This window comes from Azohydromonas australica DSM 1124, assembly GCF_000430725.1.
GTDB lineage: Bacteria > Pseudomonadota > Gammaproteobacteria > Burkholderiales > Burkholderiaceae_C > Azohydromonas > Azohydromonas australica.
This window is the reverse complement of record NZ_KE387203.1, coordinates 395,723-419,837: the sequence shown is the minus strand read 5'-3', so window position 1 is coordinate 419,837 and position 24,115 is coordinate 395,723. Positions and strand designations below refer to the sequence as shown.

Here is a 24,115-nt window from a genome sequence, read left to right as displayed (position 1 = left end):
CGCGAGGGGCCAGCCACCAGGCTGAGCCGCTGCGACGCCGGCCACCGCGCCATGTCAGCGCACCCGCATGCCGGGCTGGGCGCCCGGCCAGGGCTCCAGGACGTGGATGCCGGGCTGCGCCTTCTCGTCGGCGTGGCTGGCCGCCAGCACCATGCCTTCGCTCACGCCGAACTTCATCTTGCGCGGCGCCAGGTTCGCCACCATCACGGTGAGCTTGCCCACGAGCTGCTCGGGCGTGTAGGCGGACTGGATGCCGCTGAAGACGTTGCGCGTGCGGCCCTCGCCCACGTCCAGCGTGAGCTGCAGCAGCTTGTTGCTGCCCTCGACCTTGCGCGCCTCCACGATGCGGGCGATGCGCAGGTCGATCTTGGCGAAGTCCTCGATGCCGATGGTGGGCGCGATGTCCTCGCCGCCGGGCAGCGCGGGCGCCTCGGCCGCGGCGGCCGGGGCCGCGGCAGCCGCCGCCGCAGCCGGCTCGAACAGCGCGTCCAGCAGCTTCGGGTCCACGCGCTGCATCAGGTGCTGGTAGGCGCCGATGCGGTGCGCGCCCAGGGCGCGTGCGGCGTCGGCAAAGTTCAGCGGTTCCACCTGCAGGAACTTCTCCACCTGCGCCGCCACGGAGGGCAGCACGGGCTTGAGGTAGATGGTGAGCAGGCGGAACGCCTCGATGCAGGTGCTGCACACGTCGTGCAGCGCCGCCGACAGCTCCGGCTTCTTGGCCAGGTCCCAGGGCTTGTGCTGGTCCACGTAGGCGTTGACGCGGTCGGCCAGCGCCATGACCTCGCGCACCGCCTTGCCGAACTCGCGCTCCTCATAGAGGCGCTCGATGTCCTCGCGCCCGGCGCGCAGGCCGTCCAGCAGCGCGCGGCCTTCCACGCCCAGGTCGGCGCTGAGGTGGCCCTCGAAGCGCTTGGCGATGAAGCCCGCGGCGCGGCTGGCGATGTTGACGTACTTGCCCACCAGGTCCGAGTTCACCCGCGCGACGAAGTCCTCAGGGTTGAAGTCCACGTCCTCGACCTTGGCGTTGAGCTTGGCGGCGATGTAGTAGCGCAGCCACTCGGCGTTCATGCCGATCTCCAGGTACTTCAGCGGGCTGATGCCGGTGCCGCGCGACTTGCTCATCTTCTCGCCGCTGACGGTGATAAAGCCGTGCACGAACACGTTGGTCGGCTCCTTGCGGCCGCTGAAATGCAGCATCGCGGGCCAGAACAGCGTGTGGAAGTACGTGATGTCCTTGCCGATGAAGTGGTACTGCTCCACCGCCGGGTCGGCCACGAACTGCTCGAAGCTGCGGCTGTCGCCGTCGCGGCGCTGGGGGCCGCCCTGGTCGAACCAGGCCTTGAGCGAGGCCAGGTAGCCCACGGGCGCGTCCAGCCAGACGTAGAAGTACTTGCCCGGGGCGTCGGGGATCTCGATGCCGAAGTAGGGCGCGTCGCGGGAGATGTCCCAGTCCGACAGGCCCACGTGGCCCTCGTCGTCGGCGGCGAACCACTCCTTGATCTTGTTGAGCACCTCGGGCTGCAGCCGCCCGGGCTCCTGCGTCCAGCGCTGCAGGAACTCCAGGCAGCGCGGCGAGGAGAGCTGGAAGAAGTGGTGCTCGGAGCTCTTCATCACCGGCGTGGCGCCGGTGAGCGTGGAGTACGGGTTCTTCAGCTCGGTGGGCGCGTACACCGCGCCGCAGACCTCGCAGGAGTCGCCGTACTGGTCCTTGGCGGCGCACTTGGGGCACTCGCCCTTGATGTAGCGGTCGGGCAGGAACATCGACTTCACGGGGTCGAAGAACTGCTCGATGTTGCGCACGGCGATCAGGCCCTCGCGGCGCAGCGCGCGGTAGATGTCCTGCGCGAGCTGGTGGTTCTCCGGGGCGTCGGTGGAGTGCCAGTGGTCGAAGGCGATGTGGAAGCCGTCCAGGTACTGCTTGCGCCCGGCGGCGATCTCGGCCACGAACTGTTGTGGGGTTTTCCCGACCTTCTCGGCGGCGATCATGATCGGCGCACCGTGCGCGTCGTCGGCGCCCACGAAGTGCACCGTGTTGCCGCGCATGCGCTGGAAGCGCACCCAGATGTCGGCCTGGATGTACTCCATGATGTGGCCGATGTGGAAGGCGCCGTTGGCGTAGGGCAGGGCGGTGGTGACGAAAAGCTGGCGTGTCATCAAGGGTCTCTTGGGCGCGCGGGGCAAACCCAGATTCTAGGCCGCACGTCAAGGTCAGCCCCCCTGGGCTAGACTGCTTCCCCTCTCAGAATCCCCCTGTTGTCACCCCCTTATGGCCGCCACTGAAGCCGCGCTGCTGGACGCGCTCAAGACCGTCGTCGATCCCAACACCGGGCGCGATTTCGTCTCCACCCGCCAGCTCAGGAACCTGCGCATCGATGGCGACGACGTCAGCTTCGACGTGGTGCTGGGCTACCCCGCCAAGAGCCAGATGCCGGTGCTGCGCCGCGCGCTCATCGCCGCCGCGCGCACGGTGGCCGGCGTGGCCAACGTCAGCGCCAACCTGAGCGTGGAGATCACGGCGCACGCGGTGCAGCGCGGCGTGCAGCTGCTGCCCAAGGTGAAGAACATCGTCGCCGTGGCCTCGGGCAAAGGCGGCGTGGGCAAGAGCACCACCACCGTGAACCTGGCGCTGGCGCTGGCCGCCGAGGGCGCGCGCGTGGGCATCCTGGACGCCGACATCTACGGCCCCAGCCAGCCCATGATGATGGGCATCGAGGGCCGCCCCGAGAGCGCCGACGGCCAGACCATGGAGCCGCTGGAGAACTACGGCGTGCAGGTCATGTCCATCGGCTTCCTGATCGAGGCCGACAACCCCATGATCTGGCGCGGCCCCATGGCCACCCAGGCGCTGGAGCAGCTGCTGCGCCAGACCAACTGGTCCGACCTGGACTACCTCATCGTCGACATGCCCCCGGGCACCGGCGACATCCAGCTCACGCTCTCCCAGAAGGTGCCGCTCACCGGCGCCGTGATCGTGACCACGCCGCAGGACATTGCGCTGCTGGACGCGCGCAAGGGCCTGAAGATGTTCGAGAAGGTGGGCGTGCCCATCCTGGGCGTGGTGGAGAACATGGCCGTGCACGTGTGCTCCAACTGCGGCCACGCCGAGCACATCTTCGGCGCCGAAGGGGGCAAGAAGATGGCGGCCGAGTACGGCGTGGACTACCTCGGGGCGCTTCCGCTGTCCATGGGCATCCGCGAGCAGGCCGACAGCGGCCGTCCCACCGTGGTCAACGACCCCGATGGCGAGATCTCCGGCATCTACAAGGCCGTGGCGCGCCAGGTGGCGATCAAGATCGCCGCCAAGGCCAAGGATTTCAGCAGCAAGTTCCCCTCCATCACCATCTCCAAGGGCACCTGAGATGTCGCAGCGGCCGTCGGTCCGGGTCGCGGTCCTGATGGAGCGCGAGCACCAGCCCAACCGCTGGGAGGACTGGCGCCACCGCATCGCCGAGGTGCTGCCCGACGAGGGCGGCTTCGGCACCGAGGCGCGGCTGCTGCGCGACGACGGCAAGACCGCGAGCTTCCTCTTCCCCGGCTTCGAGCTGGAGCTGTTCAAGGACGAGGCCGAGGGCTACTACCTCAACCTCAGCGCCGGCACGCCGGTGTGGTTCGTGATGTGGCGCACGGATGACGAGGACCCCTCCCGCGCGCGCCCCGAGATCGTGAGCCTGTCCTACAACGAGGCGGGCCGCTGGCTCGATGCGCAGGAACGCGTGGACAACGTGCCGCTGCATCCGCAGGTGCGCGACTGGCTGCAGGCCTACGTGGACGAGCACTACCGGCCCGAGCCCAAGAAGCGCCAGCGCCCGGCCTCGTTCCGGCGTCCCGAGGAGCGCGGGCGCGGCGGCTGACGCCCTCCCGAGCCTCCCGTCCCTCGGACCATCAGGAGTTTCAGCATGGCCGAAGACGGCTTCTTCTCGCGCTGGTCGCGGCGCAAAACGCAGGTCGCGCGCGGCGAGCAGCCGCCCGAGCCGCCGCCGGCTGAAAAGCCCAGGGCGGCCGAAGCCGCGCCGCCCCTGGCCGCCGCGCCGGCGCAGCCCGTGGCCGAGGTGCCGCCGCAGCCCGTCGAACCCCCGCCCACGCTCGAAGACGTCGCCAAGCTCGGCCGCGATTCGGACTATTCCCGCTTCGTCGCCTCCGACGTCGCGCCGGACGTGAAGAACGCCGCGCTGAAAAAGCTCTTCACCGACCCACACTTCAACGTGATGGACGGGCTGGACATCTACATCGACGACTACGGCAAGCCCGATCCGATCCCGCCGGCCATGCTGCGCCAGCTCGCGCAGTCCAAGCTGCTGGGCCTCTTCGACGACGAGGAGGACAAGGACAAAGAGACTGAAACCGGCACGCCTGAAGGCGTCGCCACTGCCGGCCAGGAGCCGCCGGTGGCCGGCGCGCCCGCCCTGCCGGACGACCCGGCGGCCCTGCCGCCCCTGACGAACACCGCGACCGCACCCCATGAAGACGCTGATCTGCAACTGCAACCGCACCATGCCGCTGGACGGCCCGGCGCTGGCGAAGGCCCTGCCGCAGGCTGAAGGGCTGCAGACCGTCCACAACCTGCTGTGCCGCCATGAGGCGGTGCAGTTCCAGCGCGCGGCCAAGGCCGCGGCCGTCGCCGGCGAGCAGCTCCTGGTGGGCTGCACGCAGGAGAAGCGCCTGTTCCTGGAGCTCAACGCGCAGACCGAGGGTGCGCTGCCGGCCGAGGAGCAGCCCATCCGCTTCGTCAACCTGCGCGAGAGCGGCGGCTGGTCCAAGGACGCGCGCGGCGCCACGCCCAAGCTCGCCGCGCTCATCGCCGCCGCGCAGCTGCCTGACCCCGACCCGGTGCCTACCGTGAGCTACCGCTCGGCCGGGCGGCTGCTGGTCATCGGCGGCGCCGAGGCCGCCGAGCGCGCCGCCGCCATGCTCACCGACAAGCTCGACGTGAGCCTGCTGCTGAGCGAGGCGGGCAGCGCGCTGCCGCAGCCGCGCGAGCGCGCGGTGCACGCCGGGCGCGTCACGGGCCTGAGCGGCTGGCTCGGCGCCTTCGAGGTGCGCTGGGAGAGCGGCAACCCGATCGACCTGGACCTGTGCACGCGCTGCAACGCCTGCGTGGAAGCCTGCCCCGAGGGCGCCATTGGCTTCGACTACCAGGTCGACCTCTCACGCTGCACCTCGCACCGCGCCTGCGTCAAGGCCTGCGCCGTGGCCGGGGCCATCGACTTCCAGCGCGAGCCGGAGCGGCTGTCCGAGACCTTCGACATGGTCCTGGACCTGCGCCCCGCGCCGGCCTTCGTCCAGCACGCCAAGCCCCAGGGCTACTTCCACGCCGGCAGCGACACGGCGAAGCTGTTCGACGCGGTGCTGAAGCTGCGCGAGCTGACCGGCGAGTTCGAGAAGCCGAAGTTCTTCCAGTACAAGCAGAAGCTCTGCGCCCACAGCCGCAACGAGCGCGTGGGCTGCGATGCCTGCGTGCAGATCTGCTCCGCGCGCGCCATCGCCAGCGAGGCCACCACCACGGGCGGCATCCGCGTCGAGCCGCACCTGTGCGTGGGCTGCGGCGCCTGCACCACCGTGTGCCCCACCGGCGCGCTGGCCTACGCCTACCCGGACGCGCCCACCACGGGGCGGCGGCTGCGCACGCTGCTGACCACCTACGCCCGCGCTGGCGGGCGTGACGCCGCGCTGCTGCTGCACAGCGAGGGGGCCGGATCGCGGCTGCTGATGGAGCTGGGCCGCGCGGCGCGCACCGACGCGTCCGTCCACGGCCTGCCCGCGCGCGTGCTGCCGGTGGCGCTGTGGCACACCGCCAGCGTCGGCCTGGAGCTGTGGCTCACGGCCAAGGCGCAGGGCGCCTCGCAGGTGTTCATCCTGCTGACCGAGGAGGAGGCGCCCGAGTACCGCGCCGCGCTGGCGGAGCAGGCCGAGGTGGCCAACACGCTGCTGGCCGGGCTGGGCTACGCCGGCGTGCACGTGCAGCTGCTGGAGGCCCGCGACGCTCGCGACTTGGCCGCGCTGGACGCCACGCTGCGCCTGGCGCCGCCGGCCGACGCCGTGCGCGTGCCCGCCGCCTACGCGGTGCAGAGTGAAAAGCGCGCCACGCTGGAGCTGGCGCTGGAGCACCTGCTGGCGCAGGCGCCGCGGGCGCTGCCGGAGAGCGTGGCGCTGCCCGCGGCCAGTCCGCTGGGCAGCATCAGCGTGGACACGGGCCGCTGCACGCTGTGCCTGAGCTGCGTGGGCGCGTGCCCCTCGGCCGCGCTGGCCGACAACCCCGACAAGCCGCAACTGCGCTTCATCGAGAAGAACTGCGTGCAGTGCGGCCTGTGCGCCACCACCTGCCCCGAGGACGCCATCGCGCTGCAGCCGCGGCTGTGGCTGGCGGAGGAGGGCAAGGCGCGCAAGCAGGCCCGCGTGCTCAACGAGGCGCAGCCCTACGGCTGCATCCGCTGCGGCAAGCCCTTCGGCACGCTGCAGGCGGTGGAGGCCATGCTCGGCCGCCTGGCGGGGCACCCGATGTTCCAGGGCGAGGCGCTGCAGCGGCTGAAGATGTGCGGCGACTGCCGCGTCATCGACATCTATTCCAACCCCAGCGAAGTGCGGATCACCGACCTGTGAGCGAGCCCATGAGCGCAGAACACCTTCAGGCCCTGAGCCTGTCCACCATGGACGACGCCGAGGAGCTGGCGCGGGCCGAGACCTACGGCGTGCTGGCGCGGTTGTGGTGGGCGCCGCCGGACGAGGCGCTGCTGCGGCAGTTCGCGGTCGCCGTGACCGAGGCGCCGCAGCCGGGCGGCTTCCTGGAGGCGCCTTGGCAGGCGCTCGTGGGCGCCATGCGCGCCAGCAGCGTGGCGGCGGCCCGCGAGGAGCACGTGGCGCTGTTCGAGGGCATCGGCAAGCCCGAGGTCTTCCTTTACGGCTCGTACTACCTGGCCGGTTTCCTCAACGAGCGCCCGCTGGTGGCGCTGCGCGACGACCTGGCGCGCCTGGGCCTGGAGCGCGACCCCTCGCGCGGCGAGACCGAGGACCACGTGGCCTGCGTGTTCGAGGTGATGCGCTTCCTCATCGCCGGCGACGACGTCGCGCTGTGCAACCTGGAGCAACAGCGCCGCTTCTTCCGCGCCCACGTGCAGCCCTGGGTGGAGAAGCTGTGCGAGGCGGTGCAGGCGCAGCCGCGGGCCAGGCTCTACGCCGCGCTGGCGGGCTTCACCGCCGCCTTCATGCAGGTCGAAACCCAGGCCTTCGACCTGATCGAGTAGGGACGGGACGGGGTTTCAGCAGAGGCAGTCGGCCTCTTCGGCGACGCGGTTGCCAATCTGCGCGCGGTGCGCCGGGGCGCTGGCGTGCCGGCCGTAGCGGGGGCGCTCGTGCAGGTACTGCGCGATGGCCTCCACCGCGGCGTGGGAGATGGAGGTGAAGCGCATGCCCACCATGAAGCCGTTCTCCTTGCCGCTGAACATGACGTTCATGACCTGGCCCCGCGCCATGACGGTGTAGGAGCCTTCCGGGTTGCCGGGCAGGCCCAGCCGGATGTTGTGGACCGAGTGCAGCGGCAGGTTGGTCGGCACCAGCAGCCGCAGGCCGCCGACGCTGATGTCCACCGCGCGGGCCTCCACGATGCGGCGGCCCGGGAGCATCACGTGCACGGTGCACACGAGGCGCCCCCGCGCATGCTCCCGGAACTCCCGCACGGGCGCCTTGTGATCCTTGTTGCTGATAAATCCGTTCATTCAAAAACCAGTTCCTGAAACTTGAGCGTCAAACCAAAGCACGATTGCACACATTGTTACTGGCACGTGCCTTTCATGCGCTCCGCCGGGTGTGAACGGTGTCTCACCTGAGGCCAGTTAGTGCTCGATGAACGGCAATTCGGGTATTCCCGGGGTGTCGCGGCTGTTGTCGGCAACCCGGCGGTGTGGGCGGGCGGATGGGGGATGGCGGTTGAGGTCGCGCGCCTGCAGGTAGCGCAGCAGGGCGGCACGCGAGGCGGTGGGGAAGGTGGTGAAGCGCAGGCCGGTCAGAAAACCGCGCTCGCGCCCGCTGCACACGATGCTTGTCACCCGTGCCCGGGCCGTGATCACCTTGGCGCCCATGGGAATGGCCGGGATGGTGAGCGACAGCTCGCACTCGCCGTGCAGCGGCAGGCTCTCCGGCAGCACCAGCTGCATGCCGCCCAGGCTGATGTCCAGGGTGCGGCCCCGCAGGACGCGCCGGTTGGGCAGCGTGAGCTGCACGGTGGTGGCGAAGCGCTCGCGCACATGCCGGCGCAGCGCGGTGGTCGAAGAACCGGCAGGCTGTGGATGGCGAACGGGCATGGCGGGCAAGAAGGCGGATGGGGATTCCGCATTGTTTGGCCACAGTCGCCACCGGTAGTTACAGCGCCGATGCCACCCCCCGCGCCTGGGCGCCGCCTCAGCGGGCGAGCTGGTCGAGCGTGAGCGTCACCAGTGCGCGCATGCCCACGGCCAGCGCCCGCTCGTCAAAGTCGAAGCCGGCCGAGTGGTTGGGCGCGGCCGTGGCGGCCGTCTTGCCTTCGGGCATGGCGCCGAGGATGAAATAGAAGCCCGGCACCACCTTCTGGAACTCGGAGAAGTCCTCCGAGGCGCTCAGGCGCGGCAGCGGCACCACCTTGCCGCCGGTGGCGCGGCGCAGCGAGGGCAGGGCGCTTTCCACCAGCTGGGGCGGGTTGTGCGTCACGGCGTAGGCGGTGGGGCCGAACTGCACGCTGGCGCTGGCGCCGGCGGCCGAGGCGACGGCCTCGACCGTGCGCGCGATGCGGCGCTTGGCGTCGGCGCGCATGCCCTCGTCGAAGGTGCGCAGCGTGCCGGCCATCTCCACCGACTCCGGGATGACGTTGTCGCGGTTGCCGCCGTGGATGGAGCCGATGGTGAGCACCGCGGGCTCCTGCGTGATGTCGAGCTGGCGGCTGACGATGGTCTGCAGCGAGGTGACGATCTGCGCCGCCACGGGGATCGGGTCCACGCCGTTCCAGGGCATGCCGCCATGCGCGGAGGCGCCCTTGACGCTGATGCGCATCGAGTCGGCGCCGGCCATCAGCACGCCGCTGCGCCAGCCCACGGCGCCCACGGGCAGGACAGGCGCGATGTGCAGCCCGAAGATCGCGTCCACCTTCGGGTTGTCGAGCACGCCCTGCTCGACCATCGCCTTGGCGCCCCAGCTGGCGCCGGCGGCCGGCTGGCCCTCGGAGATGCCTTCCTCGGCGCCCTGGAAGATGAACTTCACGCTGCCGCGCAGCCGCTCCTTCATGCGGCTCAGCACTTCGGCCGTGCCCATGAGAAGCGCCGTGTGGCCGTCGTGGCCGCAGGCATGCGCCACCGGCACCAGCTGGCCCTGGTGGAGGCCCTTGGCACGCGAGGCGAAGGGCAGCCCCGTGGCTTCCTCCACGGGCAGCGCGTCCATGTCGGCGCGCAGCGCCACCACGCGCCCGGGTTGGGCACCCCGCAGCAGCGCGACCACGCCGTGCCCGCCCACGCCGGTCTGCACTTCCAGGCCCAGCGCGCGCAGGTGCTGCGCCACCAGGCGCGCGGTGCGTACCTCCTGCCCGGAGAGCTCGGGCTGGCCGTGGATGTCGCGCCGCCAGGCCACGGCCTTGGGCTGGACCTGGTCGATGAGCGCCTGCAGCTCGGTGTCGTCCTGGGCGCCCGCGGCGCCGCACAGCAGAAAGGCCAGCAGCGCCGGCAGCGCGCGCCGGGCAAGGGAAAGGGATCGGGGCATGGGCAAAGAACAGGCAGGGAGGTCTTGGGTCGAGAAAACAAACCCCGTTCGCCCTGAGCTTGTCGAAGGGCACGCGCAGGTGCGCGGGCATGGCGGAGCCTTCGACAGGCTCGGCCCGAACGGTCTTTGAGGGGTGTGGGTAAAACGCGGGTCCCGCGTTTCGCGCTTTGCGCGGGCGCGCGAAATGCGGGGATCAGCTCACTCCATTTCCGGCTGGCGGCTCGCGTGCCGCATTTGGGAGGGCGGGACGTTCTCGCATTTGTTCCAGTTGGAGCGGAAGGCCTGCATGCTGCTGAAGCCGCAGCGCTCGGCAATGCGCTCCAGCGTGAGCGTGGAGCCGGTGATGAGCCGCCGCGCCAGGTCCATGCGCAATTCCATCTGGTAGCGCTTCATGGTGATGCCCGTCTCGGCCTTGAAAATGCGGGCCAGGTGGCGGCTGCTGAACCCGGATTTTCGCGCCAGGGCCTCGCAGGTCCAGGCGCGGGACAGGTTGTTGGAAATCTCGTCCTGCATGGTGTGGACGAGCTGGTTGCCGTGGGCACGGTAGCGGAATTTCACGGCCAGTTCCGGGTCATTGCTGAATCGGCGGAAATGAACCACGTTTTCGCGTGCGACCTGGATCGCCACGTGGTCGCCGAAGAATTGCGCGATCAATTGCAGCGCCAGATCGATGCCCGAGGCCACGCCGGCGGAGGTCCAGAGTTTGCCGTCCTGCACGCAAATCCGGTTGTCCACCACTTGTGCCGCTGGATGCAGGCGCCGCAGCTGCTGCATGAACTGGTGGTGCGTGGTGCACAGGCGCCCGTCCAGCAAACCCGCCTGGCCCAATAAGAAGGTGCCGGTGCAGATACCGGCCACGCAGGGTGGATTCTTCTGGCCCAGCACCTGGTTCTTGAGCCAGGCGGCCGTATCGAACCAGGCTCGCGAGGACATGAGTTCGTTATCGAGCTTGCTGCCGATCACGAAGACGACGTCGTCCGCATCGAGTTTTTCGGGCAGGGACGACAGTTGGCCCAGCATCACCTGCTGAAACGCCCTCACGTCGGTCTGCGGGCCAATGCAATGGATTTCCAGGCTGGAGATTCCCAGCTCGGCCAGCGTCGTGATGATTTGCAGGGGGCCAGCCAAGTCGAGCATGTGCACGTTGGGCAGCACCAGGAAAAAAGCCCTATTCATCATCCGGCGCCTCCATTGCGTCCGCCGCTACAAGCCGGCCCAATGGGAATGTCATCTTTGTTGCCTTCCTAGACGGGTTAACGGATTTTTACATGAGGAAGACCCTTGACAAGACCTCCTCCTTTCAAATGTCCGTTTTTTTGCTGTCTGCGACTGGATATTTGCTATTTAAATATTGGTTCGGTTGTTAGTATTGGTAACTGAAGTGTTATGCGGGGCCGGTGATGGACTCTGACGTGAAGTATGGCTGGATATCCGGCGCCGATGCCTGTGACGGTCGTGAGATTGTTGCCCTGATCAATGAGGCCGTGGCCGACGAGGGTACGCTGGGTTATGCGGCGCCGATGACCGAGGCGGAAGCCGATGCCTATGTCAAGGCCCTTGATATTCGCGTGGCTTCGGGTGATTGCCACGTTTTTCTGGTGCGCGTGGGTGGCGAACCGGCGTTCATGGCCCAATTGAGCATCTCGGGCATGCCCAATTGCCGCCACCGCGCCGAGATCAGCAAGGGTGTCGCGGCACGCCGGTTCAGAGGCCGGGGGCTGGTGGATCTGGCATTCAGGGAAATCGTCAAGCGTTCGGAAACGCTGGGCGTCGAGCAGCTGGTGCTGGACGTTCGCGAAGGCACGCGTGCCCACCGGTTGTGGCAGCGATATGGTTTCCAGACCTACGGTGTGCTGGAGGACTATGCCCGTTTCGGCGGCGTCAGCCATCGCGGGCATTTCATGGTGCAAACCACCGCCTCGCTGCGGGCACGGGTGTTTCCGCAAGGCTGATCCTTTACACGAGGAATATGAGCATGATGGACAAGCTGGTTTTCAAGGAAGCGCTTCGGGCTGAATTGCACCGTCACCTGACGCTGTCGCATCCCATTTTCAAGCTGCTGTTCGACGAGCAGTATGCGGACCTGGACCTGCTGCGCAAGGTGGCGCTGCAGGGTTATCAGCTGACCAAGCATTTCCTGAGCTACATCGACCACCTGTATTTCTACTGCCCGCATCCCAAGTACCGGACGGCGCTGCTCTACAACCTGTGGGAGGAGCAGACCGGGCGGCTGTCGAAGACCGACAACCACGAAGTGCTGATGCAGGACTTCCTCCGTGCGCTGGGTGTGTCGGACGAGGAGCGTGACGCGGTGCAGCCGCTGCCGGCCACGCGCGAGCTCATCGACTACCGGCTGGAGGCGGTGCGCGACCCGGCGCGCTACCACGTCGGCGCCGCGGCCGTGATGATTGCCAGCGAGGGCCAGAACCTCGAAACCTCCGACGGCGAGCCGCGCCACGAGCTGCTGGCGCGCGCCTACGGCCTGCAGACCGAGGACCTGCTGTTCTTCTCCGTGCACCAGCAGGAGGACGTGGGGCACGTCGAGCAGGGCTTGGGCCTGGTGTCCGAGATCTGCACCACCGCGCAGATGCAGCGCGAGGCGCTGGAGGCCGTGGACCACACCTGCCGGCTGTTCTACGCGATGTACGAGAACATGTACCGCGAGTACTGCGGCAGCGGCTCGGAGGCCGTGCGCGAGCCCGCGGCCGCGCTGGCCTGACGGGAGCGGACATGGCCGGCAAAGACCGCTACCTCATCCACCGCCTGGTGGCGCTGGGCTTCGTGGTGATGTTCCTCTCCACCACGATCAAGGGCGCGTACCAGGTGTACTTCGTGCCGCTGGCCGAGCACTTCGGGCGCGGGCGCACCGACTTCGCCTGGTCGGGCGCGCTGTTCATGCTCGTCACGGGGCTGATGTCGCCCGTGGTGGGCGCGTTGAGCGACCGCATCGGCCCGCTGCGCACGGTGGTCATCGGCGCGGTGGTGGGGGGCGTGTCGATGATGGGCACCACGGTGTTCGCGCAGTCGCTGCCGGTCTTCATCCTGGCCTACGGCATCGGCGGGGCCTTCGCGCTGGCGGCCATGACCTACGTGCCCATGGGCGTGCTGGTGGACCGGCTGTTCGAGCACCAGCGCAAGGGCTTCGCCTTCGCCATCGTCACCAACGGCACCTCCATCGGCTTCATCGTGCTGTCGCCGCTGTGGATCGCGCTGCAGCCGCAGCTGGGCTGGAGCGAGGCCTTCGCGGCGGTGGGCGCGCTGCTGGCGGGCCCGGTGGCGCTGCTGGCCTGGTTCGGCGCGCGCTCGATGCAGCAGGCCGGCCTGGCGCAGCCGCAGGCCGCCGCCGCCAGCCAGGCCGGCGTGTGGCGCCAGGTGTGCCGCGACCCGGGCTTCTACATCCTGGGCCTGGGCTTCCTGGGCTGCGGCGCCACCATGGCCTTCATCGACGTGCACCTGGTGGCCTTCTGGCAGGACGCCGGCGCGCCGCGCGCGCGCATGGGCCTGAGCCTGAGCCTGCTGGGCGTGCTGGAGCTCGTCAGCGGCCTGTTCACCGGCTGGCTGGCCATGCACTGGAAGAAGCACTCGCTGCTGGCGGGCTTCTACCTGATGCGCTCGGTGGCGATGCTGCTGCTGCTGGCCAGCGGCAGCGAGTGGCAGACCGTGGGCTTCGCGGTGGTGTTCGGTGCCAGCTACCTCGGCACGGTGGTGGTCACCTCGATGTACTGCTTCGAGCGCTACGGCGCGGCCGTCAAGGGACAGGTGTTCGGGCTGCTGTTCCTGATGCACCAGGTCGGCGCCTTCGCGTCGGTGCAGCTGGGCGCCTGGGGCTACGACCGCAGCGGCCGCTACGACGGCGTGGTCGCCGCGCTGGCCCTGCTCACGGCGCTGGGCGGGCTCGCGAGCTTCCTCGGCCTGCGCGAGCGCGCCGAAGGCGCCGCCGGGGCGCCGGTGCTGGCGAGCACCCGCACCGAGTAGCGGATCCGGCCCGCGCTTTCGCCATCCGTCACCGCTCACCGTTCATTGGCAGGGGTCAGACATGAACGTTTACCGCAGGGCCACCCGGGCCGTCCACGAGGCGCATTACCAGGACCTGTCCGACGCGCATTGCGAGCCAATCGCCACGACGTCGGCCTACGTCTTCCGGTCGGCGGCCGATGCCGCGCGCAAGTTCAGCGGCAGCGCCAAGGGCAACGTCTACTCGCGCTTCTCCAACCCGACGGTGAGCTCCTTCGAGAAGCGCCTGGCCGCCATGGAGGGCGCGCAGGACGGCGTGGCCTTCGCCTCAGGCATGGCCGCCATCGCGGCGCTGGGGCACGCCTGGCTGGAGGCGGGCAAGAACGTGGTGGTCTCGCGCGACGTGTTCGGCACCACGCTCACGGCCTTCCGCCACTACTTCGGCAAGCTGGGCGTGCAGGTGCGCACGGTGGACCTGACCAAGCTCGACGCCTGGCGCCGCGCCATCGACACCGACACCCGGCTGGTGTTCCTGGAGTCGCCCTCCAACCCGGTGCAGCAGGTGGGCAACATCCGCTCCATCGCGGCGCTGGCGCATGCCTGCGGCGCGCTGGTGGCGGTGGACAACACCATGCTGACCCCGGTGTTCCAGAACCCGCTGGAGCACGGTGCCGACGTGGTGGTGCACTCCGCGGGCAAGTACATCGACGGCCAGGGCCGCTGCGTCGCCGGGGCCGTGCTGGGCAGCGAGCGGCTGATGGCCGACCTGCGCGGCGTGCTGCGCACGCTGGGCGGCACCCTGAGCGCCACCAACGCGTGGATGCTGCTCAAGAGCCTGGAGACGCTGGAGCTGCGCGTGCGCGGCGCCAGCCGCAGCAGCGAGCAGCTCGCGCGCTGGCTGGGCGCGCATGGCCGCGTGGGCCGCGTGCACTACACCGCCATGGCCGAGCACCCGCAGCGCCCGCTGATCCTGCAGCAGCAGACCGGGCACGGCGCGGTGTTCAGCTTCGAGGTGGGACAGTCGCAGGAGGACGCCTGGCGCTTCGTGGACGCGCTCAAGCTGGTGGCCATCGCCACCAACATCGGCGACACCCGCTCCATGGTCACGCACCCGGCCTCCACCACGCATTGCCGGCTCACGGCCGAGGAGCGGCGGCTCAGCGGCATCCGCGACAACCTGGTGCGACTGTCGGTGGGCCTGGAGGACCCGGCCGACCTGATGGCCGACCTCGACGAGGCGCTGAGCGTGGTGTCCATGCGCGAGCCCGAGCCGGAGCCCGAAGAGGAGGGGTGCGACGCGGGAGGCTGCCTGGCGGAGGAGGAAGACGGCCTCCACGTGCCGTCCTGAACCCGGCGGCCGCGCGATGCTGCTCGAAGCCCTGCTCCGGCTGATGCTGGCGGCCAGCCTGGCGCTGCCCTTCCTGCTGCCCGCGCGGCGCTGCCGCTCGCCGCGGCGCACGCGGGCCTGGCTGCTCACCATGGCGCTGGCCTTCGGGGCCGGGCTGCAGGTGGACCCGCTGGCGCTGGGCCGGCTGCGGGTGGACGACGGGGTGCTGATGCGGGCGGCTTGCGCCTATTGAGCAGAGGCGCGGGCCGCCGCCGCAACAGCGGGCGAAGCTCAATCCGGCTTGATCTTCGCGCGCTCGATCACCGGCTTCCAGCGCTTCTGTTCCGCGGCGATGAAGGCGGCGAACTCCGCCGGGGTGCTGCCCACGGCCAGCGCGGCCTCGGTCTTGAAGTGCTCCAGCGACGCGGGCGTCTTCACCGCGGCAGCCGCCGCCGGGGCCAGGCGGTCCAGCGCGGCCTGCGACAGGTTCGACGGCGCCAGCAGCCCGTACCACTGCGTCATCTCGAAGCCTGGGAAGCCCTGTTCGACCACGGTGGGCACGTCGGGCAGCTGCGGGATGCGCTGCGCCGTGCCGGTGGCGATGCAGCGCAGCTTGCCCGCCTTGATGAACTGGATGATGGCCGGCGCGCCCACCGAGGCCGCGTCCAGCCGCCCGGCCATCAGGTCCGTGAGCATCGGGCCGGTGCCGCGGTAGGGCACGTGCAGCATGAAGCTGTCGCTGGCCATCTTCAGGTACTCCATGGCCAGGTGCCCCGCGCTGCCGTTGCCCGCCGAGCCGTAGGTGAGCCGGCCCGGCTTGGCCTTGGCCAGCGCGACCAGCTCCTTGAGGTTCTTCACCGGCAGGTCCGGGTGCACCACGTACAGGCTGGGCACCTTGGCCAGCAGGCTCACGGGCTTGAAGTCCTTGTTCGGGTCGTAGGGCAGCTTGGGGAAGATGTACGGGTTCACGGCCAGGGTGCCGATGTGGCCGAGGATCAGCGTGTGCTGGTCCTCCGCGCGCGCCACCTCGCCCATGGCGACGTTGCCGGCGCCGCCGGGCTTGTTGTCCACGTACACCGACTGGCCCAGCGACTTGGTCATCTCCGCCGCCGTGGCGCGGGCCACGATCTCGGAGCTGCCGCCCGGCGCGAAGGGCACCACGAAGCGCACGGCCTTGGCCGGCCAGGCCTGGGCTGCGGAGAGGCCGGGCCACAGCGCGGCGGTGCCGGCCGCGGCGCTCATCGCCAGCCACTGGCGGCGGGTGGTGGGGAAGTCGTTCATGGCTCTTGGTCCTGCAAGTAGAGCGCGGGCGCATGGTCCCGCAGGAGGCGCGCCGCGGCGGCGTCGCCCAGTGCCCGGCGCACCGGCGCCAGGGTGGAGTCGTAAAGCGGCAGCGCGTCGGGCGCGAAGCTGGTGTGCGGCCAGTCCGAGCCCCACACGCAGCGCGGGCCGAAAAGGTCGAAGGCGTGCGCGATGGCGGGCTCCAGCGCGGCGTAGGGCTCCACCGACTGCAGCCGGTACCAGCCCGAGAGCTTGATCCACGCGCCGCCCGCGGCCAGCGCGGCGGCGGCCTGCCAGGCCGGGTCGCCGGCGGGCAGCGTGGCGTGCAGGCCGGCCAAGTGGTCCAGCACGAAGGGCAGATCCACCTCGGCCTGCAGCGCCGCCAGCCCGGCGAGGTGCCCGGCCCGGGCGTACCACTGCACGTGCCAGCCGCGCGCGCGCAGCCGCGGCGCCAGGGCGCGCAGCGCGGCCCGGGCGTCGCCCTGGTGGCCCACGGGCGACACGAGGTTGAAGCGGACGCCGCGCACGCCGGCGGCGTGCATCGCGTCGAGGTCCGCCTCGCCCACGTCCGCATCGACCACCGCGACGCCGCGGTGGCGCCCGGCGCCCTGGCGCAGCGCGCGCAGCATCACGCCGTTGTCGGTGCCGTAGACGCTGGGCTGCACCAGCACGAGGTGGCTCACGCCGTGGGCGTCGGCCAGCGCCTCGATGGCCCCCAGCGGCCGGTGCACCGGCACGTAGTGGCCCGGCTGCACCGGCGCGGCGGCGTCGAACACGTGCACGTGGCAGTCCCAGCCGGCGTTGCCGGTGGAGTTGGAAGAGCGGGTGATGCTCGGCTCCCGCATGGCGCTCACTCCCGCGTGATGCGGTGCTCGCGCACCACCTTGGTCCACAGCGCCTGCTGCTGCTGCAGGAAGGCGGCGGCCGCCTTCTCGTCGCCGGCGAACACCTCGCCGCCGAGGCTGCGCACGCGCGCCAGCACCTCGGGGTCGGCCATGGCGCCGCGCAGCGCCGCGGCCAGCTTCGCGCGCACCGGCGCGGGCGTGGCCGCGGGGGCCAGCACCGGGTTCCACTCCAGCACCTCGTAGCCCTTGAGGCCCGATTCCTCCAGCGTCGGCACCTCGGGCAGCGCGCGCGTGCGCAGCTTCGAGGTCACCGCCAGCGGGCGCAGCCGCTTGGACTGGATGTGCCCCAGCGAGGACGCCACGTTGGCGAAGAACAGCGGCACCTGGCCGCCCATCACGTCGCTCATGGCCGGGCCGCCGCCGCGGTAGGGCACGTGCGTCAGGTCCACCTTGGCGAGCTGCTCGAACAGCGCCCCGGCCAGGTGCTGCGCCGACCCGTTGCCGGAGGAGGCGTAGGCCAGGGTGTTGGGCTTGGCGCGGGCCAGGCGGATCACGTCCGCCACCGACTGCGCCTCGAAGCCCGGCGTGCACACCAGCACGTTGGGAAAGGTGGCCAGCACCGCCAGCGGCGCGAAGGCGGTGGCGGGGTCGTAGGGCAGCTTGTCGAACAGCGCCGGGTTGACGGCGTAGTTGGAGGCGTCGAAGAGCAGCGTCGCGCCGTCGGGCGTGGCGCGCGCGACCTGCGTCGCGGCGATGGTGCCGCTGGCGCCGGGCTTGTTCTCCACCACCACGGTCTGGCCCAGCACCTGGGCCAGGCGCGGCGCGATCAGGCGCGCCATCACGTCGGCGCCGCCGCCGGGCGGGTAGCTCACGACCAGGGTGATGGGCTTGCCGCCGGCGATGTCGCCGGCCGCGCGCGACAGGCCGGGAGCGGCCAGCAGGGCAGCGGCGGCCAGCAGGCGCCGGCGCGAGCAGGAAGCGGGGGCAGTCATGGGTCTTCTTTCCGGGAAACGGCGGCGGTTCAAGGGGGAGGGTCCCGGGCCTGGCCCTGTGGCGCCGCCGGCCCGCAGGCCTGCCGCCGGGTCCGGGGCAAGCGGGGGTCTCAGGTGATCGACACCGTGTAGTGGAAGGCGTTGGCGTCGCCCAGCGTGGTGCGGCTCTCGATGCAGCGGCCGGCCAGGTCGAAGGCCTGGCGCTGCACGCGGGCGCAGGGATGGCCCGGCGGCAGCTCCAGCGCATGCGCCTGCTCCGCGGCCAGGCTGCCGAAGCCGATGCTGTCCACCGCGCGGTGAACGTGCACGCCGCAGCGCTGGGCGAACAGCGGGTAGAGCAGGTCGCCCCAGCCGGCCGGGTCGCCCTCGGCCAGCGGCGCGAACAGCGGCAGCGGCAGCCAGATGTCCTCCAGCAGGCAGGGCCGCTGCGCCAGCAGGCGCAGCCGGCGCAGCCGCAGCGCCGTCTCGCCGGGGCCGCAGCCCAGGCTGCGCGCCACCTCGGCCGGCGCGGGCAGGGCGTCGCGCGACAGGATGCGCGAGGCCGGCACCTGCCCGCTGCCGTCGCCGAAGCGGAAGAAGCGCGCCATGGAGGCGCCGTTGAGCGCCGGCTTCACGAAGGTGCCGCGGCCGTGGCTGCGCTCGATGAAACCCTGCTCCGTCAGCAGCTCCAGCGCACGGCGCATGGTGCCCAGCGCCACGCCGTGCTCGCCGGCCAGGGTCTGCTCCGACGGGATGGCCGAGCCCGGAGGCCACTCGCCGGCCACGATGCGCGCGCGCAGCGCGGCGGCCAGCGCGGCGTAGCGGCTTTGTCCGGGCTCGGGCTGTACCAGGCGCAAGGGTTCCATGGAAATTCATCTAGTCCTATAGAGGACTGAAGTATGACTGGGTGTCGAACCAAGGACACCTGGGGGAACTACGGTGCGCGGTCGGGGGCCGTGGCGGCTGGTGCATGGGCAGGGGCCGTGCTGTTCTTTGGCGGCCTGCGGGCATCCGCAGGCCCTGCGCGGTGGGGAGCGGCGCCCCGCGGCGCGGGGGCGACGCCCGCCGGAAGCCGCCGCGCGATGCAGGAGCAGCGCCGTGACTTTCCCTTCTCGCCTTCTTGCCGCGGCCGGGCTGGCCGGGGTGTGGTGTGCCGGTGCCGGCGCCATCGTGGACAACGCCGCGCTGCCCGCGGCGGTGCAGGTGCCGCCGGGGCATGCGCTGCGGCTGTGGTCGCTGGGCCGGGGCGAGGTGCACTACGCCTGCCGCCGGCAGGCGGGGGTGGAGGGCGGCTACGCCTGGGTGCCCGGGCTGTCCGCAGCGCGCCTGTACGACCTGAACCGGCGCGAGATCGGCTGGTCCTTCGAGGGGCCGACCTGGAAATCGGTGGACGGCTCGCGGGTAATCGGGCGGGCACTGGCCGCGGCGCCGGCGCCCGCGGGGGCGGGGCACCTGCCGCTGCAACTGCTGCGCGCGGCAGGCGCCAGCGGGCAGGGGACCATGAGCGGCGTGAGCTACATCCAGCGTCTCAACACCCGCGGCGGCGGCGCGCCGGCCCAGGCCTGCAACGCCCGCCGCGAGGGGCGGGAGCGGCGGGTGGCGTACGAGGCGGATTTCGTGTTTTACGGGCCGAGGTGAGGGCGCGGCGCAGCCGGGATGCGGCGCCGTGCATCCGAACGGCGGGCCGCTGCGTACGGGGTGGTGTGCCGGCGGCGAGCGCCGCGGCACGCAATGAATCCGCGCCAACCCCGTTCACAGGAGAAACGCCATGCCCGCCATCGCCCGTTCCTTTTTTATCCAGTCCTGCCTGCTGGTGGCCGTCGCGGCCGCCGGCCCGGTGCTCGCCAACGTGGACAACGCCGCGCTGCCCGGGCCGGTGCAGGTGCCCGCGGGCCATGCCATGAAGCTGTGGTCGGTGGGCAAGGGCGAGATCCGGTACGCCTGCCGCGAGAGGGCCGACCAGGCCGGCGGATACGCCTGGGCCTTCGTCGCGCCCATGGCCACGCTCTACGACAAGGACATGAAGGCGATCGGCAAGTACTACGGCGGCCCGACCTGGGAGGCCGCGGACGGCTCCAAGGTGACGGGCAAGCAGCTGGCGGTGGCGCCGGGCAGCGCGGGTAGCATCCCGCTGCAGCTGGTGCAAGCCGAGCCGGCGATGGGCCAGGGTGCGATGACGGGCGTGAGCTACATCCAGCGCCTGAACACCCAAGGGGGCGTGCCCCCCAGCGCGCCCTGCGACGCCAGCCGCGCGGGGGCGGAGCAGACGGTTTCTTACCAGGCAGACTACGTGTTCTACGGGGCGAAGTAAGGCAACGCCCGGCGGCGCTGTCCTCAGCCCGCCGCCTCCCCCGGCAGCCACAGCTCGAACACCGCCCCGCGGTCCCCGTCGTCCCGGTTGCGCGCCCGCAGCACCCCGCCGTAGCGCTCCACCAGCCCGTGGCTGATCCACAGCCCCAAGCCCGTGCCGTCGTGCTTGGTGGTCATGAAGGGCTTGAACAGGTCCTGCAGCACCTCGGGCGCCAGCCCGGGGCCGCTGTCGGTCACGGCCAGCAGCACGCCGTCGCCTTCGTCGCGGGTCGAGAGCGTGAGCACGCCGCCCTGGCCCATGGCCTGCAGCGCGTTGAGCAGCAGGTTCACCAGCACCTGCTGCAGCTCCTGGCGGTTGATGGCCGCCGTGCGGGTGTGGTTGAAGTCCTTCTTCACCTGCACGCCGCTGCGCGCGAGCTGCGGGCCCACCAGGCGCAGGCAGTCCTGCAGCGCCTGCGAGGGCTCCACCGCCTGCACGTAGCCGGCGTACTCGGTGGGACGGGCGAACTGCAGCAGCTGCGCCACGATCAGCCGCATGCGCTCGACCTGCTCGTCGGCCAGCTTCAACTCGTCGCGCACGCTCTCCCCGTGCTCACCCAGCAACTCGCGCATCAGGTCCAGGTTGCCCTGCAGCACGGCGATCGGGTTGTTGACCTCGTGCGCGATGCTGGCCGTGAGCTGGCCGATGGAGGCCATCTTCTCGCTGCGCAGCAGCTGCTGCTGCGCCGCCTGCAGCTCGCGCGTGCGCGCCTCGACCTTGGCGTCCAGCTCGGCATTGGCCTGGCGCAGCGCGCGCGTCTGCGCGTCCACGGTGTCCAGCAGCCCGTCCAGGTGCGCGCCCAGGGCGTCGAGCTCCTCGCTGCCCTGCAGCGGCCCCACGCGCGCCGGGTGGCCGGCCTGCACCTCGCGCATGGTGCTCGTCATGCGCCCAAGCGGCCGGTACAGGTCGCGCGCGCGGCGCAGCGACAGCCAGGCCGCCGCGCCCATCACGGCGAAGAACAGCACGCCGATGCCCAGCAGCGCGCCCACCTTCAGCCGCGTGAAGGGCTGCTCCAGGAAGCCCACGTACAGCATGCCCACGCGCCGGCCCTGGCCGTCGGCCAGCGGCGCGTAGGCGGAGACGTACCAGTCGTCCACCACGAAGGCGCGGTCCAGCCAGGTGCTGCCGCGGCCCAGCACCGCCTCGCGCACCTCCTGCGACACGCGCGTGCCGATGGCGCGGCGCGCACCGTCGCCGTCGAAAAGGCGCACGTTGGTGGTCACGCGCAGGTCGTCCAGGAACAGCGTGGCCGTGCCGCGGCTGCCGAAAGGCAGGGCGCCCGCCGGGTAGACGATCTCGTTGAGGTGGTCGATGAAGTCCAGGTTGCGGTTGAGCAGCAGCCCGGCCTGCAGGTAGGCGCGCACGCGGCCGCGCTCGTCCGTCACCGGCGCGCGGCCGACCAGCACCAGGGCGCGCTCCTCGGTCGTGCGCCCCGTGGGCGTGGCGTTGCGCGTGGGCAGCAGCGGCACCGCCACGCGCGACTGCAGCGTGGGCGCGAGCAGCGCGAAGTCCTGCGGCGCCAGCACCTCCACCGCCGAGCGCTGCGCCGGGCCCTCGAACCAGCCGGCGCGGCTGTCCACCGGCGGCGCGCCGAAGTCCGTGACCAGCAGCCGGCCCTGGGCGTCGCGCAGGTTGACGAAGTCCAGCTTCTCGCGCGCCTTGAAGCGCTGCAGCAGCGCGCTGAGTTCCGGCGTCGAGGCGCCGCGCGCCAGGGCGGACTGCAACGCCTGCGACTCCGCCAGCGCCGTGGCGCTGCCGCCCATCTCGGAGCGCACGCGCTCGAAGTAGCCGTGCGCCACGGCCAGGTCCGAGCGCACCTTGGTCACCAGCAGCGCGTCCAGCGCCTGGTTGCCCCACAGCCACAGCGCCAGCCCCAGCAGCGGCAGCGCCACGCCCGCAGGCAGCAGCGCCAGGGTCAGGAGCTGGCGGCGGATGGAGCCCAGGTGGCGCGGATGGCGCATCAGCCCGCGGTCTGCCACTCCGCCCAGCGCCGCTCCAGCGTGCGCCGCGAGATGCCCAGCAGCGCCGCCGCGCGCGTCTTGTCGCCGCTCACGGACTCCAGCACCGACAGGATGTGCTGCTTCTCCAGCGTCTGCAGGTCGGTGGGCGCGGTGCCGGAAGCCATGCTGGAGCCGGCGCGCGGCTGCGGCGCGGGCTCCAGCCCGGGGTAGAGCGCCTGCACGTTGAGCGCGCCCAGGATCAGCGAGCGCTCCACCAGGTTGCGCAGCTCGCGCACGTTGCCCGGCCAGTCGTACTGCTGCAGGTAGTCCATCTGCGCGTCGCTGACCTCGATGGGCTCCAGCCCCAGCTGCGGCGCCAGCGTGGCGATGAAGTGCGACACCAGCGCCGGCAGGTCTTCCTTGTGCGCGCGCAGCGGCGGCAGCGTGATCTCCATCACCTGCAGCCGGTAGTAGAGGTCCTTGCGGAAGCGCCCGGTGCGCACCTCCTCGGCCAGCGCGCGGTTGGTGGCCGCGACGATGCGCACGTCGATCGGGATCTGCTGCTCGCTGCCCACGGGGCGGATGCGCCGCTCCTCCAGCACGCGCAGCAGCGCCGCCTGCTGCGGCAGCGGCAGCTCGCCGATCTCGTCCAGGAACAGCGTGCCGCCCTGCGCGTAATAGAACAGGCCGTCGCGCGCCTTGGCCGCGCCGGTGAAGGCCCCGCGCGCGTGGCCGAAGAGCTCGCTGTCGATCAGCTCCGGCGAGAGCGTGGCGCAGTTCACCGGCACGAAGGGCCCGGCCGCGCGCGGGCTGCGCGCGTGCAGCGCCAGCGCCGCCAGCTCCTTGCCGGTGCCCGACTCGCCCGACAGCAGCACGGTGCTGGGCACCGCGGCGGCCCGCTGCAGCGCGTGCTGCAGCGAGGCCATCGCCGTGGAGTTGCCCACGAAGCCGTCCAGCGGCGAAGCCGGCCGCTTCTCCGACAGCGTGCGCTTGAGCACGAAGTTCTCGCGCGCCAGCCGCGAGCGCTCCAGGCACTGCGCCATGGCGTTGAGGATCTGCGCGATGCGGAACGGCTTGAGGATGAAGTCCGACGCGCCGGCGCGCAGGGCCTGGATGGCGGTGTCCAGGTCGGCGAAGGCCGTGATCAGGATCACCTCGCCGGAGTGGCCCTGCTCGCGCAGCTCCCGCAGCAGCTCGATGCCGCTCTTGCCCGGCAGCGCGATGTCCAGGATCAGCAGGTCGAAGCGGTGCTGCGCACACAGCGCCGCCGCCTCCTCGGCGCTGCCCGCGGCCAGCACCTGGCCGCAGCGCGTGGCCAGCGTCTTGGTCAGGAAGTTGCGCATGCCCTCCTCGTCGTCCACCACGAGCACGCTGGCCAGCGGCCAGCGCTCGGCAGGGGAGAGAGGCAAGGGATTGGGAGTCACTTCGGGATGGGCGGGCAGGCAGAAGAGGGAAAGGCGCCGGGCAGGCCGCAGCGGGCCGGATTGTAGGAAGGCCCCCCGGAATGAGTATCCGGACTTGCCAACGGCCCCAGGACGCGCTGCGACAACTTGTCGCGCGCCGTAACGCCAAGTTGTCGCGCTGCTGCGCCGCAGCAAGCCTTGATCTGACGCAAGTGCTTGATGCCAAAGGCTTTGCGAGTCGTGTGTGCCTTGGTACGGGCCGTGCAACAGCTTGCGACGCCAACGCGCCGCTGCCCCTTAGGCACGGCGCTGCATAGCCCTGACCCGCTG

23 protein-coding genes are annotated in these 24,115 nt (G+C 71.0%); 12 read left to right on the top strand and 11 right to left on the bottom strand.

The genetic code is table 11. From position 1 onward, the window contains the following. Positions 1 to 54: 54 nt before the first annotated feature. Positions 55 to 2,154, bottom strand: coding sequence for a methionine--tRNA ligase (metG, locus tag H537_RS0121040; protein WP_028999422.1), 2,100 nt, complete (start codon positions 2,152 to 2,154; stop codon positions 55 to 57). 112 nt (positions 2,155 to 2,266) lie between these two features. Between metG and apbC the strand changes: the two genes are divergently transcribed. From apbC to H537_RS0121015, 5 genes are read left to right on the top strand one after another with little or no spacing between them, the layout of a single operon-like run. Beyond that, positions 2,267 to 3,358, top strand: coding sequence for an iron-sulfur cluster carrier protein ApbC (gene apbC, locus H537_RS0121035; protein ID WP_028999421.1), 1,092 nt, complete (start codon positions 2,267 to 2,269; stop codon positions 3,356 to 3,358). A 1-nt stretch (position 3,359) separates the two neighbouring features. Beyond that, the gene (locus tag H537_RS0121030; protein ID WP_028999420.1) at positions 3,360 to 3,851 is read left to right on the top strand and encodes a DUF3305 domain-containing protein; all 492 of its coding nucleotides are present in this window, start codon (positions 3,360 to 3,362) and stop codon (positions 3,849 to 3,851) included. A 45-nt stretch (positions 3,852 to 3,896) separates the two neighbouring features. Continuing rightward, positions 3,897 to 4,538 (top strand): DUF3306 domain-containing protein, encoded by a 642-nt coding sequence (locus tag H537_RS0121025; RefSeq protein WP_028999419.1) that lies wholly within the window; start codon positions 3,897 to 3,899, stop codon positions 4,536 to 4,538. Next, on the top strand, positions 4,492 to 6,597 hold the full coding sequence (locus tag H537_RS0121020; protein ID WP_028999418.1) for a 4Fe-4S binding protein: 2,106 nt from the start codon (positions 4,492 to 4,494) through the stop codon (positions 6,595 to 6,597). The genes H537_RS0121025 and H537_RS0121020 overlap by 47 nt, the downstream gene beginning before the upstream one ends. Before the next feature lie 8 nt (positions 6,598 to 6,605). Next, positions 6,606 to 7,238, top strand: a complete 633-nt coding sequence (locus tag H537_RS0121015) for a TorD/DmsD family molecular chaperone (protein WP_028999417.1) — start codon at positions 6,606 to 6,608, stop codon at positions 7,236 to 7,238. 15 nt (positions 7,239 to 7,253) lie between these two features. Here H537_RS0121015 and H537_RS0121010 read toward each other — a convergent pair whose 3' ends face one another. From H537_RS0121010 to H537_RS0120995, 4 genes are all read right to left on the bottom strand, one after another. Beyond that, complete coding sequence (locus H537_RS0121010; RefSeq protein WP_028999416.1) at positions 7,254 to 7,709, bottom strand: PilZ domain-containing protein; 456 nt, start codon at positions 7,707 to 7,709, stop codon at positions 7,254 to 7,256. 117 nt (positions 7,710 to 7,826) lie between these two features. Then, entirely contained in the window at positions 7,827 to 8,294 is a 468-nt protein-coding gene (locus H537_RS0121005; RefSeq protein ID WP_028999415.1) for a PilZ domain-containing protein, read from the bottom strand. A gap of 97 nt (positions 8,295 to 8,391) precedes the next feature. Next, positions 8,392 to 9,714 (bottom strand): amidohydrolase, encoded by a 1,323-nt coding sequence (locus H537_RS0121000; RefSeq protein WP_028999414.1) that lies wholly within the window; start codon positions 9,712 to 9,714, stop codon positions 8,392 to 8,394. Between the two features lie 198 nt (positions 9,715 to 9,912). Further along, positions 9,913 to 10,890: a GlxA family transcriptional regulator gene (locus tag H537_RS0120995; RefSeq protein ID WP_028999413.1), complete on the bottom strand. Its 978-nt coding sequence runs from the start codon at positions 10,888 to 10,890 to the stop codon at positions 9,913 to 9,915. 224 nt (positions 10,891 to 11,114) lie between these two features. On the opposite strand from H537_RS0120995, the gene H537_RS0120990 reads away from it, so the two are divergent. The 5 genes from H537_RS0120990 to H537_RS0120970 all read left to right on the top strand — a co-directional run bounded on the left by H537_RS0120990 (position 11,115) and on the right by H537_RS0120970 (position 15,248). Further along, a complete protein-coding gene (locus H537_RS0120990) occupies positions 11,115 to 11,666 on the top strand; it encodes a GNAT family N-acetyltransferase (RefSeq protein WP_043459374.1) in 552 nt (183 codons plus the stop codon). A gap of 26 nt (positions 11,667 to 11,692) precedes the next feature. Then, positions 11,693 to 12,433, top strand: coding sequence for an iron-containing redox enzyme family protein (locus H537_RS0120985; RefSeq protein WP_238446747.1), 741 nt, complete (start codon positions 11,693 to 11,695; stop codon positions 12,431 to 12,433). A gap of 11 nt (positions 12,434 to 12,444) precedes the next feature. Continuing rightward, the gene (locus tag H537_RS0120980; RefSeq protein WP_028999410.1) at positions 12,445 to 13,689 is read left to right on the top strand and encodes an MFS transporter; all 1,245 of its coding nucleotides are present in this window, start codon (positions 12,445 to 12,447) and stop codon (positions 13,687 to 13,689) included. A gap of 61 nt (positions 13,690 to 13,750) precedes the next feature. Further along, entirely contained in the window at positions 13,751 to 15,016 is a 1,266-nt protein-coding gene (locus tag H537_RS44490) for an aminotransferase class I/II-fold pyridoxal phosphate-dependent enzyme (RefSeq protein WP_064736010.1), read from the top strand. A 16-nt stretch (positions 15,017 to 15,032) separates the two neighbouring features. Beyond that, on the top strand, positions 15,033 to 15,248 hold the full coding sequence (locus H537_RS0120970) for a hypothetical protein (RefSeq protein ID WP_028999409.1): 216 nt from the start codon (positions 15,033 to 15,035) through the stop codon (positions 15,246 to 15,248). 38 nt (positions 15,249 to 15,286) lie between these two features. On the opposite strand, the gene H537_RS0120965 is transcribed toward H537_RS0120970, so the two are convergent. The 4 genes from H537_RS0120965 to H537_RS0120950 all read right to left on the bottom strand — a co-directional run bounded on the left by H537_RS0120965 (position 15,287) and on the right by H537_RS0120950 (position 18,958). Beyond that, the gene (locus H537_RS0120965) at positions 15,287 to 16,276 is read right to left on the bottom strand and encodes a Bug family tripartite tricarboxylate transporter substrate binding protein (protein WP_028999408.1); all 990 of its coding nucleotides are present in this window, start codon (positions 16,274 to 16,276) and stop codon (positions 15,287 to 15,289) included. Further along, on the bottom strand, positions 16,273 to 17,121 hold the full coding sequence (locus tag H537_RS0120960) for an amidohydrolase family protein (protein WP_043459528.1): 849 nt from the start codon (positions 17,119 to 17,121) through the stop codon (positions 16,273 to 16,275). Before H537_RS0120960 ends, H537_RS0120965 begins: the two co-directional genes overlap by 4 nt. A 5-nt stretch (positions 17,122 to 17,126) precedes the next feature. After that, positions 17,127 to 18,113 carry a tripartite tricarboxylate transporter substrate binding protein gene (locus H537_RS0120955; RefSeq protein ID WP_028999406.1) on the bottom strand — a complete coding sequence of 329 codons (987 nt, stop codon included), beginning with the start codon at positions 18,111 to 18,113 and terminating at the stop codon, positions 17,127 to 17,129. Between the two features lie 110 nt (positions 18,114 to 18,223). Then, on the bottom strand, positions 18,224 to 18,958 hold the full coding sequence (locus H537_RS0120950) for a GntR family transcriptional regulator (RefSeq protein ID WP_028999405.1): 735 nt from the start codon (positions 18,956 to 18,958) through the stop codon (positions 18,224 to 18,226). Between the two features lie 232 nt (positions 18,959 to 19,190). Between H537_RS0120950 and H537_RS44485 the strand changes: the two genes are divergently transcribed. Together H537_RS44485 and H537_RS0120940 are read left to right on the top strand one after the other, a co-directional pair. Beyond that, positions 19,191 to 19,730 (top strand): DUF3455 domain-containing protein, encoded by a 540-nt coding sequence (locus H537_RS44485; RefSeq protein ID WP_043459372.1) that lies wholly within the window; start codon positions 19,191 to 19,193, stop codon positions 19,728 to 19,730. Positions 19,731 to 19,860: 130 nt separating this feature from the next. Beyond that, the gene (locus H537_RS0120940) at positions 19,861 to 20,403 is read left to right on the top strand and encodes a DUF3455 domain-containing protein (RefSeq protein WP_043459370.1); all 543 of its coding nucleotides are present in this window, start codon (positions 19,861 to 19,863) and stop codon (positions 20,401 to 20,403) included. Positions 20,404 to 20,426: 23 nt separating this feature from the next. Here the strand turns inward: H537_RS0120940 and H537_RS44480 are convergent, their stop codons facing one another. Both H537_RS44480 and H537_RS0120930 read right to left on the bottom strand, forming a co-directional pair. Continuing rightward, a complete protein-coding gene (locus tag H537_RS44480; protein WP_043459526.1) occupies positions 20,427 to 22,403 on the bottom strand; it encodes a sensor histidine kinase in 1,977 nt (658 codons plus the stop codon). Beyond that, positions 22,403 to 23,791 (bottom strand): sigma-54-dependent transcriptional regulator, encoded by a 1,389-nt coding sequence (locus tag H537_RS0120930; protein WP_238446746.1) that lies wholly within the window; start codon positions 23,789 to 23,791, stop codon positions 22,403 to 22,405. Before H537_RS0120930 ends, H537_RS44480 begins: the two co-directional genes overlap by 1 nt. Positions 23,792 to 24,115: the final 324 nt, after the last annotated feature.